Origin of the sequence: Fibrobacter sp. UWH9, assembly GCF_900129715.1 — a bacterium.
Lineage (GTDB): Bacteria > Fibrobacterota > Fibrobacteria > Fibrobacterales > Fibrobacteraceae > Fibrobacter.
The window spans coordinates 332,281-350,775 of record NZ_FQWP01000001.1; the positions used below are offsets into that span (position 1 = coordinate 332,281).

The following is an 18,495-nucleotide window of genomic DNA, read 5'->3' on the forward strand; positions in this document are numbered from 1 at the left end:
GTTTAAATTTTAGGTTATATTTTCTGTCATGCCTCAGTTAAAGAATTATCGCGAAGTTGGAATTTTTGATTTGATCTCGGCCCCCTTGAATCCTATAGGGGCTTTTGACGCCGAACAATTCAAGAAAGACGTTCGTGCTCTCCTGGACCAGAAGAAGGATGAGCGGTTCCTTGCTGTGGATTTGACTGGCCTTGATTTCGTCTACAGCGATGCCTACAACGCCTTTATCCAGTTCCAGCAGGAAATGGCTTCCAATGGCGGTATGTTTGCAGTCCTTACTAGCAACCAGGTTATTGTAGATGGTCTGAAGAAGGCCGGTCTCGACAAGACAATCCGCGTTTTCGCCTTCGAAGCCGACATGATGTCCTTCTCCTTGCATAAGGATGTTCCCGAGGCTGATGCTGAACCGGTGGAAATGCTGGCCAAGCCCGCCCCTGTGGCTTCCCAGAACAATATTTCTCATATTGAGGTGCCCAGGACCGCTCCCCTGGATCGTCATACTGGCCCTCACCGTCGCTTTACCAAGAGCTTCAATGCTATTGTCAAGGACGATAAGGATAAGCCCAAGAAAGGTCTCGATGTTCCTTTCGATGATGAACCGTCTTCCGCAAAGACTGTGGTGATTGTGGTTCTCCTTATGCTGGCTGCCATTGGCGGTACCCTGGCTTTCTTTACCTTCTAGTTGGCTCTAGTTTAAGATGGCCGCTGACTTTCAAGAGTACAAGGGCAAGCAAAAGCCTATAAACTCTACCCACAAGTTTCCTCTGTTGCGACTGCTGCTGATTGCCGTGGCCGCCTTCTTTGTGTACTGGTCTGGCCTGGTGACGAAAATTGCCGACACCCTTTCCCAGATCGGCAACGAGAGTGAACCGGCGGAGCTGAGTTGGGATGAGAAATGTTTGGCCTATGGCGGTACATCCTTCAATTTGGAACGCGGCCTGGGACAGTGCTCCTGGGTGATTGACGATTCTACTGAAGTCAGTCGTCTGCCCAATTCCTTCCTGCGCTATGTGTCGCAGCTCCGCCATTCTTCCAAATCAAAATTGCACTGGATCGCTTCCCGCAAGAATTTTAGTGATGCTTCTCTGGTTGTTCACGACGATAGTACTCAGTCGATTTTTTTGCGTTACATGAAACCCGATTCCAGTTTTGTCTGGATTAACAAGGCCACCGGCTGCCGTTATCCGGGAGTGTGCCCCCGTCAGCCCTTGAAGTGGTCTGCTCTCCCCATTACCGAGGACTTCGACTTCGAAGGTCAGGAATCTCTGCTGGGAATGGACGTGTTCCGTGGTATTGGCGAGGCTCCTGTTCACCCGGTGCTTTCGGGTAAGGTCTTGGGAACGGGCAAGGATTCCCTGGGCTATTTCGTGGATATCGACCATGGCTACAATGTGATGAGTAGGACGTCTGGTCTAGGATCCCTAAACGATGAGGTCAAGGTCGGGAGCGAGGTATTCTTTGAAACCCGGTTGGGCAGTCTTCCTCCCCAGGATAGTGCAACCTTCTTTTTGACGGTTCGTCAGAACGGTCTGTTTGTTCGTTGGACGGACTTTTATGAGGCAACCCATCCCGTCCAGGATGAACATATTCGTGCTTTCGTGAAGAGTTTGGGTTTTTAGTTTATGAAGTGGTTGCGTTCGACAAAAATGTTGTTTGTAACCCTGTGTGCTATTTGGGTGCTGGGGTTCTATGTGGGTTGTGAAAAGGATACGGATGGCCCCCTGTCTGCAACCTACAGTGACGATGTCTTTGCGGGCAAGGGCTATTTCCTTTCGGCGTCCCTGGATTCCGGTAAGGCGATTCATCTGGTGGGGGATACCCTTTATTTGCAACTTGGAAAAATGTGGACTTTTTCTAATTGTGCATTAAAGTCTATCAATCTTGGTTTTTCTCGTACTGATTCTGTGGGCTGGATTAAGCCCGATATTGACATCCTGGTTACAGACAAGGATTGTTCCGCCCCCTACTACAGACCCGATACGCTCATTAAGCAGATTGTTCGCGATGAGGATGTTCGCGGGGTCGGTATGCTCAAGGTGCAGAACGATGCTGACTCCGTTTTGGATTCCATTCTGGTTCGTCGCGGATCGCTTTCCAAGGATACGTTCTTTATTTACATGGATTCCAGTTTTGCCGACGCCCACAATTATCCGCTACGTACCAAGGGCAAGGATAAGCTGGGACAGCCGACCATCATTCGTGTACTGGATTCCCTGACGCCTCGCGAATTTTATTGGCGTGCCATGAAATCGACTTGTACCTACCGCATCGACATGTGCAAGAACGTGGTGCCTGATACAATCTATCCCACCAGCTGGAATTTGTCTGATACTAACTTGGTGCCGGTGCATTACGCCTGTGCCGATACGGATTCCGTGTACTGCACCAAGAACAAGTGGGAAAACGATTCCACGGATCTTGGGGAACTTCAGGTACGCCCTGATACCATATGGCATTACAGCACTTACTATATGGAAAAGATCCCCAAGTGCGGAACCTTCGCCGCCTTTGCCACGGCCTACTATGGAGTGGGTCAGCGAGTCCGTTTTATTAGACAGTTGTTTAGCCCTGGGGAAGACGAAACGTTTTGCGGACCTTCTACCGGGAGTCAGTGGATGCTGTATAATTTGTCTGGAAACAAGATGGTGGTGGATTCCCTGGGTCGACTGGATAGTCTGATTAAGGTCTGGAAGAATGCCGATATTGCTCCTGATACCCTGATCGTGGATTCCGCCGCTTCAAAAAAGTAGGCTTTAGATGATCGAATATTCTTTTGCGGCAGAGATTGCCGAATCTGACAAGGAAGTTGTTCTTAATTCGAGAATTTATACGGACTGGCTTGCGGCTTCCGAAAAGAAGTTCAAGGTGGCCAAGGTCCATTTTGCTTCTGTGGATTTTCTGAGAAAGGGCCGTCAACCTTTATTTATAAAGCTGGAGGCTACTGCTTTCTTGCCGGATGGACGTCCGGTTCACGGGATCGTACTGGTGCGCGGTAACGCAGTGGGCGTTCTGATTGTGCTCCGCTGCGAAGGTAAGCCTTACCTGCTGTTGGTTCGTCAGCCCCGTTTTGCAATTTCGGAACAGGATTCTCTTGAAATTCCTGCAGGCATTCTGGACTGGACTGGGGATTACCGCAAGGTGGCCCTGTCTGAACTGGAAGAAGAAGCCCAGATCAAGGCAGACGATTCTGAACTGATTGACTTGATGGACTTCTGGTATAAGGGCAAGAGCGAAGGCTTTGCGGCCAGTTGCGGACTTCTGGACGAACGTATCCGCCTGTATGCCATTGAACGCGAGGTCACTCCCGAACAGCTGAAGGCCATGGACGGAAAGGACCAGCAGTATACCGAAGAAATCGAATGGATCCGTACTGAAGTTCTGCCTTACGAAGAGGCCGCCCATCAATTTATCGACGGTAAGAACTTTATCGCCATGTTCCTGTACGAACGTTGGCTGAAATCTCAGGGCCGAGAGGTTTAGCGTATAGCGTAAAGCGGAAAGGTTAAAGAAATTTCCTTTAACCTTTAACCTTTAACCTTTAACCTTTAAACTATGTTATTGATCGTGAGGCCGACGAAGAAGATAATCAGGTATCCGTACCACAGGCCGGTGAGGACGTAGTTCATGCCGCGCTTGTAGGCCTTGGGTTCATTCTTATTCTTTTCCTTGATGACAATGATGTTCTTGCGGAGATAGAATGCGCAGGCTGCCAGGCCAATCAGGGATGCGAGAATAAGGAGTACGTACGTCATAGTGGCCCTAAAATAGCTTTTTTTACTGGATCATTCACAATTAGCGGTGTTTTACCCGCTTTTTTTATCTTGGGTGGTTGAAACACCTCTTTAAAATTTCTCTATTTGTGCTGGTTTTAGACTATCCGTGGAAAACGCCTCGCCTCGAACTGAGTTTCTGTGCAAGGAGTCTTCCGTAAGCGGATGGCAATTTTTATATAAGAGGTCTATTTGGCAGCCCCGAACTTAAAGTTGGATGCACTGATCGCCGAAGCTTGCGCTGCAGCTGGCGTTACATTGGTGGAACAGGATTTGTTCCGCGCCGGAAAGAGAAAGACTCTCCGCCTTTACATTGACAAGCCCGAAGGCGTATCTATCGATGACTGCACTGCTGTCAGCCACCACCTCTCTGACGCTTTTGACTTGGATCCCGAGATTATTGAAGGTGCTTTCACCCTGGAAGTGTCTTCTCCCGGGTTGGACCGCCCCCTGAAGTCGGTCGCCGATTTTACCCGCAACAAGGGTCGCAATATCCGCGTAACACGCAGCACAGGTAAGCCTGTCGTTGGCACTCTGGTTGATGCGGATGAAGAAAATTTGACGCTAACCGTAAAAGGCAATCCCGAGAATGTGGTCATTCCTCGGTCCGAAGTGCTGGTAGCGAAAGTAGATGTACAAATATAATAGGAAGGTCATGTTATGAAGAACGAACCGAAAGTTAATTTGCTCGAAGTGCTGAAGGGCGTTGTCGAAGCCAAGGATATGGAAGATTCCGTTGTCCTGAATGCTCTCAAGGAAGCCCTGGTCACTGCAGCTCGCAAGTACCTGCATATCGAGAAGAAAATCGATGTGGACTTCGATATGGAAACCAACGAAGTTCATGTGTTCCTTCGCGTGGCCGTCGTTGACGACTATCCGGATTACGATCCTGAAATGACCGCTGACGAAGTGGAAGAACTGGACAAGGGTTACATGCTGGTTGAAGAAGCTCGTGAATTCAACGAAGACGCTCAGCCCGGTGACTCCCTGGAAATGGAAATTCCTATTTCCACCTTCGGCCGTCAGGCTATCCAGACGGCTAAGCAGCTCCTGAACCAGCAGATCCGCGACGTCGAACGTCAGAAGATTATGGACACCTATCGTAGCCGTATCGGCTCCATGGTCAGCGGCGAAGTTCTCCGTCTCGAACAGAGCAACATCATCGTCAAGCTGGGCAAGCAGACCGAAGCTATGATCCCGTTCCGCGAACAGATCAAGCGTGAACGCTGGACCCAGGGCGCTTCCATCAAGGCTGTTATCGCTCGCGTCGAAGAATCCTCCAAGACTGGCGCACAGGTAATCCTGTCCCGCGCTAACGGTGACTTCCTCAAGGAACTGTTCCGTCAGGAAGTTCCCGAAATTTACGAAGGCACTGTCGAAATGAAGGGTGTCGCCCGCGAACCGGGTTTCCGTGCTAAGATTGCCGTTTACTCCCGCGACGAAAAGATCGACCCCGTTGGCGCTTGCGTCGGCATGAAGGGTGCTCGCGTTCAGACTATCGTCCGCGAACTGGGCAACGAACGTATCGACATCGTTCAGTGGAATCCGGATCTGGATGTGTTCATCCAGCGCGCTCTCGCTCCGGCAAACGTCATTAAGTTGATTCACGTTCCTGAAACTCGTCGCACTGTCGTTATCATCAGCGACGAAAACCTGGCTCTGGCAATCGGTAAGAACGGTCAGAACGTCAAGCTGGCTGCAGAACTCGTTCAGCGTAACCTGGATGTGTTTGGCGAAAAGGAATGGTCCGAAAAGGACGATGAGACCAAGGCTAAGATCACTTCTCCCTCTATGGCCGATATGCACCAGGCTGCAGGCCGTAAGGGTCGCTAATCGAAGTTAGCGTAGATCGCTGAAGGTCAAAGGGGCCTGCACAAGGGGTGTAGGCTTGAAAGAATTGAAAAAAGGAATATGGAAAGCTAATTCATGGCAATTGAAGATCAAATTAAACCTACAGATTGGGCTGAATCCCACGGCGTCAAGGTTGACGTTGTTATGAAACTGCTTCGCGACGCGGGCGTAACTGTCCGTACTCACATGTCCAAGGTTGCCGCCGCAGACTATGAGAAGATCGAAGCCGCTGCCGAAGCTGAAAAGCAGAAGGCCGAAGCTCGTAACAAGAATTTGAAGAAGAATACGGCTGACCATGCTCCTAGCGCAAGCGCTGCCAAGAAGCCCGCTGCTCCCGCCGCTGGTGGTCGTACTCTGAAGGCAACTCTCATTAAGGGTGCCAAGGTCACCATCAAGAAGGGCGCTGCTGCTCCTGCCGCTGCGGTTTCTAAGCCCGCTGCTGCCCCTGTTGCCGAAGCTCCCAAGGCTGAAGTTAAACCTGTGGCTCCTGCCGCACCTGCTGCAGTTAAGCCTGCTGCCCCTGCCGCTCCCGCAGCTCCCAAGGTCGAAGCCAAGCCGGTCGAAGCTCCCAAGGCCGAAGTTAAGCCTGCTGCTCCTGCCGCTTCCGCTGCTCCTAAGGTTGAAGCCAAGCCGGTCGAAGCTCCCAAGGCTGAAGTTAAGCCTGTGGCTCCTGCCGCTGTTAAGCCTGCTGCACCGGCTGCCGCTCCCAAGGCTGAGGCTCCCGCTGCCAAGCCGGCTCCTGCCGCTCCCGCAGCTGCCAAGCCTGCTGCAGAAGCTCCCGCCATGGTTACTCCGGGTATGGAACTGAAGCAGCCTCCTATGAAGGCTCAGGTCTTTAAACCCGATGCAGCAATTCTTGCTCGTATCGAAAAGTCTCGCCAGATGGCTCAGCAGAACCGCGGCGGACATCGTGGCCCCGGCGGTCCCCGTGGAAACGGCAATGCCCAGGGTTACACTGGAACTTTTGGCCGCCTGAACAACAATGGCGGTCAGGACAACCGCAATGGCGGTAACCGTCGTCCGGGCCAGGGTGGCCCCGGTGGTGATCGCAATAACAACAATGGCGGTCGTTCCTTTACTGGCCGCACCAGCGGCTTTACCGGCTCCTCTATGCAGGATGCCTTCAATGCAAGCAACAACCAGGCCTTTGGTGGCCAGGGTGGCTTTGGCGGTCAGAACCAGAATGGCAAGGGTGGAAAGCCCGGTCAGCAGAATGGTCGCCATGGTCAGAACGACAAGAACCGTCGTGGAAACAACGGTAAGGATCGCGACCAGCAGAAGGAACAGCAGCAGGAAGCCGTACGTCAGAACGTTTCTCGCGTGATGGCTGACCTTTCCAAGAAGCCTGTCAAGAAGGTTTACCGTAAGGAAAAGGCCGAAGGCGAAGTTTCTGAAGAAAAGAAGATTCTTAAGACTTCTGACTTCATCACCGTTGGCGAACTTGCCGGCCTGATGGAACAGATGCCTGCTCGCGTTATCGCAAAGTGCATGGAAATGGGCATGATGGTGACCATCAACGCTCGCCTTGACTTTGAAACCATCCAGCTCCTGGCCGACGAATTCGGTTTCGAAGCCCAGCTGATGGAAGAATACGAAGAAGAAGCACTGGGTGTTGAAGAAGAATCCACCGAAAATCTGCAGCCCCGCCATCCGGTGGTGACTGTGATGGGTCACGTTGACCACGGTAAGACTTCTCTCCTCGACTGGATCCGTAAGACTCACGTGGTCTCCGGCGAATCCGGCGGCATTACCCAGCACATCGGTGCTTACGAAGTTACCACCAGCCAGGGCAAGGTTACCTTCCTTGATACCCCGGGTCACGAAGCCTTCAGTGCTATGCGTGCTCGCGGTTCTCAGGTGACCGACGTTATCGTGCTGGTTGTGGCTGCTGACTCTATGGTCATGCCCCAGACTGTTGAATCTATCGAACTTGCAAAGCGCGAAAAGGTTCCCATGGTCGTGGCCATTACCAAGATCGACCTTCCCACTGCTAACCCCGACAAGATTCGTGCCCAGCTGGCCGAACGCGGCGTAGAAGTGGAACAGTGGGGTGGTACTACTAGCTGTATCGAAGTCTCTGCCCGTACCGGTCAGGGTATGGATCAGCTCCTCGAAACTCTGGCTCTTGAAGCCGAAGTTCTTGAACTTAAGGCTAACCCGGATGCTCACGCTCGCGGTGCTGTGGTTGAATCCAAGCTTGACGTGGGTAAGGGTTCCATGGCTACGATCCTCGTGCAGAACGGTACTCTCCATGTGGGTGACCCGTTTGTCTGCGGTATCTACGCTGGTCGTGTCCGTGCTATGTTCAACGAACGTGGCGAACAGCTCAAGGAAGTTCCGCCTTCTGCACCTTGCCAGGTGCTTGGCTTTGACGGTACCCCTCAGGCTGGTGATGACCTTATCGTTGTGGAAGACGAAAAGGCCGCACGAGAAATTGCTTCCAAGCGTCGTATGGCCGCCCGTGAACGCGACCTCCGCGCCCGTAAGACCGTTTCTCTTGAAAATACGTTTAACGAAAAGAAGGATGGTAAGCTCTCTGAACTCAACCTCATCGTCAAGGCTGACGTGGGTGGTTCTGCCGAAGCTCTTGCCGCATCCCTCGAAAAGCTTACCAATAAGGAAGTCCGCGTGAACATCATCCGTAAGGGTGTTGGTACTATCACGGAATCCGATATCTTGCTTGCTACTACCGCTCAGGCTATCATCGTTTCCTTCCACTTGATGCCGTCTCTCGCTGTCCGCGAAATGGCCCAGAAGGAAGGCATCGAAATCCGCAACTACCGCGTGATTTACGACTGTATCGAAGATATTACCAACGCTGTGGAAGGCTTGCTTAAGCCCACCATGCGCGAAGAACTCAGCGGCGAAGCCGAAATTCGCCAGGTCTTCAAGGTTCCCAAGGTCGGTCTCATCGCCGGCTGTATGGTTACCGATGGTTCCGTGGACCGCGAAAGCCATGTCCGCGTATACCGCAATGGTGTAGAACTGGGTACTACCGTGGTTCAGTCCCTCAAGCGTCTTAAGGACGATGTCAAGTCCGTTGCTCGTGGCTTCGAATGCGGTATCGGTCTTAAGGGTTACGACGATATTCGTGAAGGCGATAGCTTGATCTTCTTCAAGGAAGTCTCCGTTGCACGTACCTTGAAGGATGTGGCCCGCGAAGAAGCCGAAGAAAAAGCCAAGAAGCAGGCTGAATCTTCCGAAGCGTAAGCGATTACCATAAGGAATATAAATGAGTCGTAGAACCGACAGATTAGGCGAACAGTTCCGTGAGGAAATCTCCAAGCTCTTGCAGAAGGGCTTGAAGGATCCTCGCGTCAGTACGCTTTCTAGCATTACCCGTGTAACGATCACCGATGACCTGAGCTATGCAAAGATCATGGTATCTGTCATGGGTTCCGATAAGGAAAAGCGCGATTCCTTGATCGGCCTCAACAATTCCGCTGGCTTTATCCGCGGCGTTTTGGGCAAGGCCCTCAAGATTCGCAAGATTCCCGAATTGAACTTTGTGCTAGACGAGAACCTGGAACACGCCATGCATATCGAAAGCATTCTTGCCGACTTGAAGCAGAAAGGGGAACTCTAATTGTCCAATTCTGGCTTCGTCTTATTAGACAAGATTGCTGGTGAAACTTCTTTTAAGGCCCTTTTCCCTCTGAAAAGGGTCTTTTCTACGAAGCGTGTTGGTCATGCCGGTACGTTAGACCTACGTGCCTCCGGCCTGATTATTGCCGCTACGGGTCGCGTCACCCGTCTGCTGCCTTTTGTAGAGGCCAAGGACAAGTGTTACAGCTTTAGACTCCATCTGGGCTACCAGACCGATACCCTGGAATGGGACGGCGAAGTGGTGGAGAGTGAAGAGCTTAAAGCGGAAAGTTTAAAGGTTAAAGAGATTTCCGTTGCGGATCTTGAGGCGGTATTGCCCCGGTTTACCGGCGATATCGAACAGATTCCGCCTAAGTATTGTGCGGTAAAAATTAACGGTGTCCGCGCCAGCGACCTGATGGAACGTGGCCGAGATATCGAACTGAAGCCCCGCAAGATTAACATCAGCTCCCTGAAGGTGCTGGGTGCTGTTGCCAACGATGCCACTGAAGGATGCTCTGGCAAGGCTTTTGCCACTTTCGACTTGATTTGTGAATGCTCCAAGGGTACTTATATCCGTGCCCTGGGCCGTGATATTGCCCGTGCCCTTGGAACTTTTGGCTGCGTTTCCCATATCCGACGTCATCGTATTGGCGAGGTTACCTTGGATAAGGCTGTCCGTGGCGATGATCTGACCCGCGAACACTTGCTGCCTGTGGACCAGGTGCTTGATTTCCCCGTGGTCCGTCTTGACGACGCGCAGCTGGCGGTCATCCGTCAGGGAAATTATCTGCCCTGGAAAACTCCCATTGAAGGTGTGGATGCCGAAGGCAACGTCTTTGTAGCCAACATGCAAGGCGAAGTCCTCAGTTTCTGTCACTATGAACCTGGCCGCATCAGGCCCAAGATCTACCTAGCCGAAGATGAATAAGAAACGTGCTGTTACCATGGGGAATTTTGATGGTTGCCATCTTGGCCACCAGGCTTTGTTCCGTTCCCTTAAGGCTGTGGCTGAAGCTAACGGTTTACTTCCTACGGTTATCAGTTTTGAACCTCATTCCAACTACGTACTTCGCGGCCCGGGAAATCCGCTCCTGCTGACTACGACTGCTGAAAAACGTGATTTTATCAAGAGCCTGGGATTGGATTTTGTGGTGATCCCTTTTACCCGCGACCTGATGCACTTGCCCTTTGATGAGTTTATTCGTACAGAGCTGATTGAAAAACTGGACGTGTGCTCCATGTTCTTCGGTCATGACCACTGCTTTGGCGCTGGTGGCAAGGGCAATTACGAATCCATTACGGCCGCCTTCCCGGAACTTTCTACCCAGATGCTTTCCATCGTGCTCCACAAGGGGGAACGCGTCAGTTCTTCTGCCGTGCGAACCGCTCTGGAAATGGGGGATGTTGATCGTGCCCAGACCTACCTGGGACGTCCCTATCGACTTTCCGGTCATATTGTTAGCGGTAAACGCCTGGGACATACCATTGGGTTCCCTACGGCAAACCTGCAGGTGGAACAGTACAAGTTCCTGCCTAAGCGCGGGGTCTATGTGGCGACGGCCCGACTTCCTGAAGAGGACGGCTCTGAACGTGTTTTCCGTGCTGTGGTGAATATTGGTATTCAGCCTTCTACGGGGAATCAGCCTCTGGCCATCGAGGCCTATTTATTGGATTTCAGCGAAGATATTTACGGCAAACCCATGTATCTGGATCTGATGGGCTATCTTCGTCCTGAGCAGAAATTTGCCAGTTTAGACGATCTTGTACGTCAAATTGGTATGGATGCCGATACGGCCCGCAATTACAACGGCAACCACTGGGCTGAATAGTCTCTCGTTGTAATGTTATCGTAAGATTTAAGTATGTTTCAAAGCCATTATAAAACAACTTTTTTGTGCTTAGTCACATTGTGTTTATAGGTGGTTGATAAAAGTTGCTAAACGCAGAAATATAACGTATCTTTGTTAAAGAGGTGTGTGAAGATGCGTAAATTAAACTTTACTTGGATTGCCGTTCTGGTGGCTACCGTCATGGCAGCTGCACAGGATGCCGGTCTTTATTTGAATTTCTCAGACGATGGCGCTGGAAATGGCGTCGTTTCTCAGTCTGTAGAGATGTGCGATCTCTGTACGACCTCTCGTCAGATTACCAATGGTAGTGTTTCCCATGAATTGAATGATATTCTTTCCACTCTGTGGAGTGGTAAGACCGCAGGAAGTGGTACGCTGACCTTCAAGTCCGATATCGATTTCCAGGAAATTGGCGAAAACGGTGAATGTGTTACTCAGCATGAACCCATCAAGATTCGCAATAAGGTCTCGATTGAGGGCAACGGCTACACCTTCAAGAATGTTTGCTACAAGAAGACCATAGACTATACCGATAGGACTACTCTTATGAGTGGCCATGTTGGTGTTTTTGATACCCTTTTCAATGCTACTGTTTCTAATATCAGGATCGAAAACGTCGATATTGAAATCAGCGCAAATGATACTGACAACATTCCTAGCGACGCCTTGAAATATTACTATGGCGTTGGAGCCTTGGTTGGTCATGTTGATAGCTCCGATATTTCTGGCATCACTCTGAAGAACGTCCGCGTTTCTAGCCTTGTTGTTGGTGGTGTTGCGGGTATTGCCCAGAGGGTAAACTTTGATGGCATTACAAGCGAAGATATGCTGGACATTTCCAACACCATCCTGATGGAAAGGAACACTGGTGCCGTCAAGGGTACGAATAGGTCAGGTCGTTATTATGCCTGTGTTGGCGGTCTTGTGGGTTATGGTCTGAACCTGTCTGCCAAGGATGTGGATATCTCTGCAGAACTGAATAGTTCCAAGGGTGCTTTTGTTGCCATGGGCGGCCTTGTGGGCCAGATGTTCATGGACAGCCGGAGGAGCAGCAAGGTTCTAAATTTCCATAATGTGAATGTCGGGGCCGGATCTTCTATTAAGGGCGGCGCTGTCATGGGTGGCCTCTTTGGTGGTTTCTTCCCCAGTGAAACTAGTTATGGCCTGGAATCCTCTTTTGATAAGGTTTCCTTTGACGGTTCAATTTCGAACTCTAGCGCTATTTCTGACTCTGTATATATTGGCGGTCTGATTGCCCGCTCCTATCAGATTATTCGCCCCCTGAAGATTTCTGAAAGTTTCGTAAAACTTTCTGTTGATGATACCCGTTCCTCTAAGGCTATCTACTATAACGCTGGTGGTCTTGTTGGTGGTATGGGTGGTAATGAAAAGGCTGTTGATACTACCGGCTATCTGTCTATCTATAATACCAAGGTCGATGGAAAAATCAAAGTTGTAGACAAGAACGCAAATAGCAGTTCTAATAAGGGCTATGTGGCTATGGGTGGCGTGGCTGGTGTGGGTTACCTTGCAGCAACAGAAAAAGCTTTTGCGAATAACACCGTCAGAGTTTCTATGGATGCAGCCCTGAATCTTTCTGAAGCAGATTCCCTGGATATGGGGGGCTTCTTTGGGTATGTGGGCATGCGTGATGAATCTAATGCGGGACTGCGGTTAAAGTCTTCTGCTTATTATGGTTTTATCAAGGTTACCGGTGTAAATAACGGAAATTATGTTGGTGGAGCCGTAGGTGAGTTCCGTAAGGGTGAAAGTGGTAATCATATTGTTTTTGATCGTATAAAGCTTTCTGCAGAAAACGCAACGTCTCTGATTTCTATTAATGCGGATGATGATGCCTCTATGAAGCGCACTGGTTATGTGGGGGGCGTTTGCGGCTACTGCAGAAGTCCGTCTATGGATAGGGTTGCCGTTCATGGCGATATTGATGTACTTGGAAACGTTGATAATGTGGATGCCCTTTATGTGGGTGGTTTTTTGGCTTACATTTCTACTGGTGCTCCTGACCGTGATTTTTACATTACGAATTCCTATCTCAAGGGAACAATCCATGTGTCGACGCCTGCTACCACAGATCATCCGTTCTATGTTGGCTATATGGGCGGCATGCTGTCCTTGAATAATTCTACTGCAGCACACACTATCATGTCTAACTATCATTTGGGTAGTGATGCTTACGATGCCTTTGGATCTTTCGTTAGCGTCACTATGAAAAGTTGGCTCGCCTCTGTTAAGTCCTGCTCTGGTGTAGAAAAAGTTTTTTGCTGGGATATTCAGTATAACGTTCGCAATGGTTCTAACAACCTGGACGAAAACGAAAACGGAACTCTTGCCGCTAGTGACATGAAGTCTTCCTTGCTCACCACATTGAATATGCCTTACCGTTTAGGTAAAGTGGATGAAAAGATCTGGACTATTGATGAAACCGGTGTAACCAACGAAGGTTATCCCTATTGGATTGGTGAACCCGAAGGTGACGTTCCCGTTGTACTTGAACCGGGAAGTTCCTGCTCCGAAGAAGTTGTTGAATCTTCCAGCAGCGCTGAACCTGAGTCTTCCAGCGAAGTTGAACAGTCTTCCTCTTCCGAAGAACCTGAATCTTCTAGTTCCAAGGAACCGGAAAGTTCCAGCTCTGTAGAAATCGTTGAATCTTCTAGCAGCGCTGAACCTGAGTCTTCCAGCGAAGCCGAACCTGAATCTTCTAGTTCCAAGGAACCGGAAAGTTCCAGCTCTGTAGAAATCGTTGAATCTTCTAGCAGCGCTGAACCTGAGTCTTCCAGCGAAGCCGAACCTGAATCTTCTAGTTCCAAGGAACCGGAAAGCTCCAGCTCTGTAGAAATCGTTGAATCTTCTAGCAGTGTGGCCGAACCTGAGTCCTCTAGTGCAGTAGAACCCGAGTCTTCTAGTAGTGAAGTGGAAGAATCTTCTTCTTCTGTTATCGAGGTGGTTGAAGTGTCTTCTTCTAGCGAACCGCTGGTTTGGCGTGCTGGTGCCTGGAACATGGTTTCTCTGAAGGCTCTGAAGAAACATCAGATTATCCCCACGAAGGGCGATTACCTGTACTGGTGGGATGAAAGCGCTACCATTGGCGACTTCTGGCAATATCAGGCCTACGGATTCAAGGGTGATGAAAATGATGTTACTGGCTATTGGTATCAGAGCACCAAGGATATCGTAATCAATGGCAATGACCCGATTCCTGAAGGTGCAGAAATTGTTTGGGAAGTGGATAGCATCAATAGCGGTTGGAACATGGTTGCTAATCCCTATGGTCAGGCAATCGATCTTTCTTGCGATGAATTGAAGGATGTTGCTATCTGGCGTAGAAATGCTGAAGGCACAGACTATGATCCCGAGGTTAAGGTACTTGGCCCCTATGAAGGAGCTTGGATTAAGGTAAATTCTCCGAGAACGATTCGCTTTAGTGCAAAGCCGGTCGCTGCTAAAAAAGCGCTGCAGAAGGCAAACTTTGCTGAAGCAGAAGGTTGGAGTCTGAAGGCAGTCCTGTCTGACGATTATGGTAGAGTTGATTCCTGGAATGTTATGGGTGTTGCCTCTCGTGAACAGAAGATGGAAGAACCTCCTGCCGGTATGGGTGGCTATGTTCGCCTGTCTATCGTTGAGGATAATGTCTTGCTGGCAAAGAGCCTCAAGTCTGAATCCGATGAAATGAGCTGGACTGTTCGACTGAGTGCATCCAATAACCATGAAGGAACTCTTCAGCTTGAAGGTGTCGAAAAGGTAAGAGCGCTGGGCAAGAAGGTCTTTGTATCTGTAGATGGTCGCACTACCGAAATGACGGAAGGTAAATCTATCAAGGTGGCTCTCAAGACCAGCTCCAAGACGGCTACGGTAACCGTAACTTCTGGCAATAAGCCTGTGGTTGCATCCAATGCCATTCGCAATATCCGCGGAATCCGTTCTGCTGAGGGTCTGAATGTGAACTTTGATGTGAACTCTGATCTGATGGGTCAGACGGCTCGAGTAGATGTGGTTAGCGTTTCTGGTAAGGTTGTGGCTACGGCTAAGTTTAACGCAAATGCCGGTGCCAACAGCGTAAACCTGAATGTCAAGGACCGTGGACTTTACATCGTCAGCGTCCGCGTGGGCAGCCAGAGTTCTGTGAAGAACATTGCCGTCAGGTAATTCAGTTTAATTAAAAATTAGACGTTATAAATCAGCGATTATACATCACTAGAATCGTCGGCGAACTTAGCAATTTGTTCGCCGATTTCGTCTGCAAGTCGGGGGTCTTCGTTATAGACCGCCACGATTTTTTTGCAACCCAATTCCAACAGTTTGCGGACCATGGCGTTGTCGCGCCTGGCTCGTAAATCGCGGATGGCCAGGTCTATCAGCTTGACGTCGGCCTGTACCGGGTAGCCCTTCATGAACTGGTAGAACTGCTTGATTTGCACTTCGTATTGTTCATCGGATTCCAGGGCTAGAAGGAACGGAATCACTCGGGTGTTTAGAAGTTTGCCCATGTCACCGACGAAGGTATTCAGGGTAACGCCCCTAGGGAACAGTTCCTCGGTGTCTTTCTGCAAATCGTCGGTATCCACAAATTCGCCAGTCTCGATCTGGGCCAGAGCTTCGTTCAGGAAATCCATTTCCTTGCGGCGGGCCTGTTCGCGGTAGACTGCCTGGTAATAGATGGGCAATGTGGTAAGGCAGTAATGAGCCTGACCTACTCCCATGAATTCGCCGATGTAGTAAATGTCGGCGTCCTCTTCCAGAATTTCGGATTCGCTAGTGAAATTTCCAATCCTTGCGGGAATGGGAATGACTTCCATGTTGGAAAGTTCGTGAAGGCGTTCGCGCATCTTATCTACGTCAACGTTTTCGGGAATCTCGATTCCTTCGGATTCCATACGTTCCAACATATTGTCAAACTTTTCGTCCATGGCGTCGGACAGGGCGCGGCGCTGGCTCTTGGTGGGCAGAGACTGTCTAAAGTCTCCTTCCAGAGTCAGGATGCCGTTCTTGATCATGTCATCAAAAGGCGAACCGCTAGTCTCGTTGTCGGGATTGGGTAAAATGCGGGCGTATGCGATCATGCGACCGCACAAGTTCTCATCATTGCCTTTTTTCTGTTCGATACCTAACATACAAGGCAAATATACAAAATGTCTTGTCTTGTAATGTCTAGGATGCGTTTTGTCGCGTCATTCATAACTTGTTTTTCCAAGTCTTCCTGAACGTGTTCGCCATATCATCTTGAACGTACCCAACATCATCCTGAACTTGTTTCAGGATCTCACTGCACACGGATAACTTGCAGTTTCTTATAACCGGGTGCTACAATGCGTACCAGATAATTGCCAGCCGGCATACCAGACACGAATTTAGAAAGTTCATGAATGTCGGAAACGTTCATATTGCGAATAAACTTTCCTTGAATGTTGTACAGCTGGACGTTAAACGTTCCGCTAACCAGATTCATCTGGTGGTTTGCTATGCCGAGGGTTGTATCCGCAGGTGTTTCGCCGCCGTTAGGATCCTCTGGATCTTCTTCCGTGATGGTTTCTACCTTCAGAGGCGTCAGCACAATCTGATCCAGGTTCGGGCCGTCATTGTTTCCTACTACAGCAAACTGGATGTAGCTTGCTCCGCGGGGCAGTTCAATTTCGATTTCCTTGGACGGGTAGGTTTTCCAGTCTGCGGTCTTTTCGAAAGTGACCTGCTGGGCCTCGGCAGGATCTGCTGCCTTGATAATTAAATCACGGTCTGCGGAACTTCCGTTGGCGTAATACATCTCCATCTTGTAGGTTCCGGCAGCTTCCACATAAACAGGAACGTTCACGTAGGAATTGCCTGCGCCGAAGTTGACATAGCCTGTACCAGCAAAGCCTGCATTGGTGCTTTCGTTGACTCCATTTTCGATAACGCCACTTTCGGCCTGGAATGTGTCTACGCCCTTTGCTGCAAAAGTGGCGCCGAGTTCAATATCGCCGGTGGCGGTAATCTCGAGGGGGTTGCTGGCAGAAGTGGCGGAAGCTCCGGTCCAGCCTTCAAAAGTCCAACCTTCGATGGGCTTGGCGGTGAATGTTGCCTTTTTGCCTTCTGCAACCTTGTTACCGCTGAGGGAACTTTCGATGGTTCCACCGATGCTGTTATTCAGGGAGACCTTGTAGTAAGAGGCATTGCTTTCTACAACGGAAACTTCGTTGGAGGTGGCGCCGAGACCGCCCATGGAGTTGGCTGCACGAACGGTAACTTTTGATCCTACAGAAACTCCCTCAAGATCAAAACTGTTGGAGGCGACGCTAGTCTTGAATTGTCCGTTTACGAATATGGCCCAGCAGCGAGCGTTTTCGTTGTCGTCCCAGACAATTTCATTTCCTTCCTGGGAAATTTTGGGGGCCGCCATTTGAACGGTCAACTTGTTGGGTTCCCAATTATCGGAACCGCCCATGACGTTTTTCAAGGTGTAATTTGCGGCATCACTGGCAGACCAAACTGTTTTCAGGGACTTGGCAGAGGAGGCATCCTTGCCGCCGTTGAAGTAAGTCTTGCGGCGGCTCACGTCAATGGCTCCGCCGTTGCCGTTCTTGCTGTTGTATTCACCGAAAACGGTGGGGGCAGAATTCATGTCGGCACCCCAACCTTCTGCTGTAGGCTGGGCGTACATGGTGGTGTTCAGGAAGGCCACCTTGGCGTGGTTCCAGGAACGTCCCAGATAGAAGGTGCCGTTATAGCTGCCATTGGAAACGTTAATCTTTGCGTTGTTGAAAACGTAGCCCCATTCGGTAGAGGTCTGTGCGGCTGTAATGTACCCGCCATTGCGAGTCATTACAAGATTCGTTCCTTCGAAAAAGACGTCTCCATTACCGCAAATGAAGTCTACTGTACCCTGGATTTCACCATCTTCCCAGTAGGTTCGGCCCTTGTTGGTATAATAGGTGTCCTGCCCACTGACCAGCTTGACGTTCTTGAAAATATTCTTGTCGCCGGAATTCTGCTGGATAGTCACCTGGCGGCATGCAGAGGATCCGCAATAGGTGCTCTTGTTCTGGATGGTCAGATCCTGCAGGTACATGCCCTTGTTTCCGGAGAGGTACAAGGTGGCTGTGTGGCCGATGCTTTCGGTATCGGTCTTGTTGGCAATAATTGCCTTGTCGCGGGTCTGGCCAATCAGCGAAACGAATGAGGTGGAGAATGTGGTTTTTCCGTGACGGTCTGCCGTCACTTTGGTCAAGTCGTATTCACCATCAGGGAAGAATATGACAAAGCGTTTTGATTCGCTGGGGGAGGCGGCGCTGGCTGCGGCCATGGCGGCCTTGAAGTCTCCATCAACGCCCACAACGAAATCAAACTTTCTTTTTTCCACTGCCATGGCTGTAGAGGCAAGCCCCAGACACAACGGCGCGATAATAAAGGTGGAATTTCTTTTCATCTTTTATCCCTGTGTGAAC

The 18,495-nt window shown here is 50.2% G+C and carries 14 protein-coding genes; 11 read left to right on the forward strand and 3 right to left on the reverse strand.

The window, feature by feature from the left end; genetic code table 11:
- The first annotated feature begins 28 nt into the window (after positions 1 to 28).
- Genes BUB94_RS01495 through BUB94_RS01510 form a run of 4 tightly spaced genes read left to right on the forward strand, consistent with a single transcriptional unit; the run spans position 29 to position 3,480 of the window.
- Entirely contained in the window at positions 29 to 682 is a 654-nt protein-coding gene (locus tag BUB94_RS01495) for an STAS domain-containing protein (protein WP_073155774.1), read from the forward strand.
- Between the two features lie 16 nt (positions 683 to 698).
- A complete protein-coding gene (locus BUB94_RS01500; RefSeq protein ID WP_073155777.1) occupies positions 699 to 1,619 on the forward strand; it encodes a M23 family metallopeptidase in 921 nt (306 codons plus the stop codon).
- 3 nt (positions 1,620 to 1,622) lie between these two features.
- Entirely contained in the window at positions 1,623 to 2,750 is a 1,128-nt protein-coding gene (locus BUB94_RS01505) for a hypothetical protein (protein WP_139258145.1), read from the forward strand.
- A gap of 7 nt (positions 2,751 to 2,757) precedes the next feature.
- Positions 2,758 to 3,480: an NUDIX domain-containing protein gene (locus BUB94_RS01510; protein ID WP_073155782.1), complete on the forward strand. Its 723-nt coding sequence runs from the start codon at positions 2,758 to 2,760 to the stop codon at positions 3,478 to 3,480.
- Positions 3,481 to 3,545: 65 nt separating this feature from the next.
- Here BUB94_RS01510 and BUB94_RS01515 read toward each other — a convergent pair whose 3' ends face one another.
- Positions 3,546 to 3,752, reverse strand: a complete 207-nt coding sequence (locus BUB94_RS01515) for a hypothetical protein (protein ID WP_073155785.1) — start codon at positions 3,750 to 3,752, stop codon at positions 3,546 to 3,548.
- A 210-nt stretch (positions 3,753 to 3,962) separates the two neighbouring features.
- On the opposite strand from BUB94_RS01515, the gene rimP reads away from it, so the two are divergent.
- The 7 genes from rimP (at position 3,963) to BUB94_RS01550 (ending at position 15,223) form a co-directional block, all read left to right on the forward strand.
- On the forward strand, positions 3,963 to 4,415 hold the full coding sequence (gene rimP, locus BUB94_RS01520) for a ribosome maturation factor RimP (protein ID WP_073155788.1): 453 nt from the start codon (positions 3,963 to 3,965) through the stop codon (positions 4,413 to 4,415).
- A gap of 15 nt (positions 4,416 to 4,430) precedes the next feature.
- A complete protein-coding gene (gene nusA, locus BUB94_RS01525; protein ID WP_073155790.1) occupies positions 4,431 to 5,603 on the forward strand; it encodes a transcription termination factor NusA in 1,173 nt (390 codons plus the stop codon).
- Positions 5,604 to 5,696: 93 nt separating this feature from the next.
- Positions 5,697 to 8,831: a translation initiation factor IF-2 gene (infB, locus tag BUB94_RS01530; protein ID WP_073233617.1), complete on the forward strand. Its 3,135-nt coding sequence runs from the start codon at positions 5,697 to 5,699 to the stop codon at positions 8,829 to 8,831.
- Between the two features lie 22 nt (positions 8,832 to 8,853).
- Complete coding sequence (gene rbfA, locus BUB94_RS01535) at positions 8,854 to 9,207, forward strand: 30S ribosome-binding factor RbfA (protein ID WP_073155795.1); 354 nt, start codon at positions 8,854 to 8,856, stop codon at positions 9,205 to 9,207.
- Entirely contained in the window at positions 9,208 to 10,137 is a 930-nt protein-coding gene (gene truB / locus BUB94_RS01540; RefSeq protein WP_073233619.1) for a tRNA pseudouridine(55) synthase TruB, read from the forward strand.
- Positions 10,130 to 11,038 (forward strand): riboflavin biosynthesis protein RibF, encoded by a 909-nt coding sequence (gene ribF, locus BUB94_RS01545; protein WP_073155801.1) that lies wholly within the window; start codon positions 10,130 to 10,132, stop codon positions 11,036 to 11,038. Before truB ends, ribF begins: the two co-directional genes overlap by 8 nt.
- A 153-nt stretch (positions 11,039 to 11,191) precedes the next feature.
- Positions 11,192 to 15,223, forward strand: coding sequence for a T9SS type A sorting domain-containing protein (locus BUB94_RS01550; protein ID WP_073233621.1), 4,032 nt, complete (start codon positions 11,192 to 11,194; stop codon positions 15,221 to 15,223).
- 38 nt (positions 15,224 to 15,261) lie between these two features.
- On the opposite strand, the gene BUB94_RS01555 is transcribed toward BUB94_RS01550, so the two are convergent.
- Complete coding sequence (locus BUB94_RS01555) at positions 15,262 to 16,188, reverse strand: hypothetical protein (RefSeq protein WP_073233623.1); 927 nt, start codon at positions 16,186 to 16,188, stop codon at positions 15,262 to 15,264.
- Between the two features lie 149 nt (positions 16,189 to 16,337).
- The gene (locus BUB94_RS01560; RefSeq protein ID WP_073233625.1) at positions 16,338 to 18,476 is read right to left on the reverse strand and encodes a pectinesterase family protein; all 2,139 of its coding nucleotides are present in this window, start codon (positions 18,474 to 18,476) and stop codon (positions 16,338 to 16,340) included.
- Positions 18,477 to 18,495: the final 19 nt, after the last annotated feature.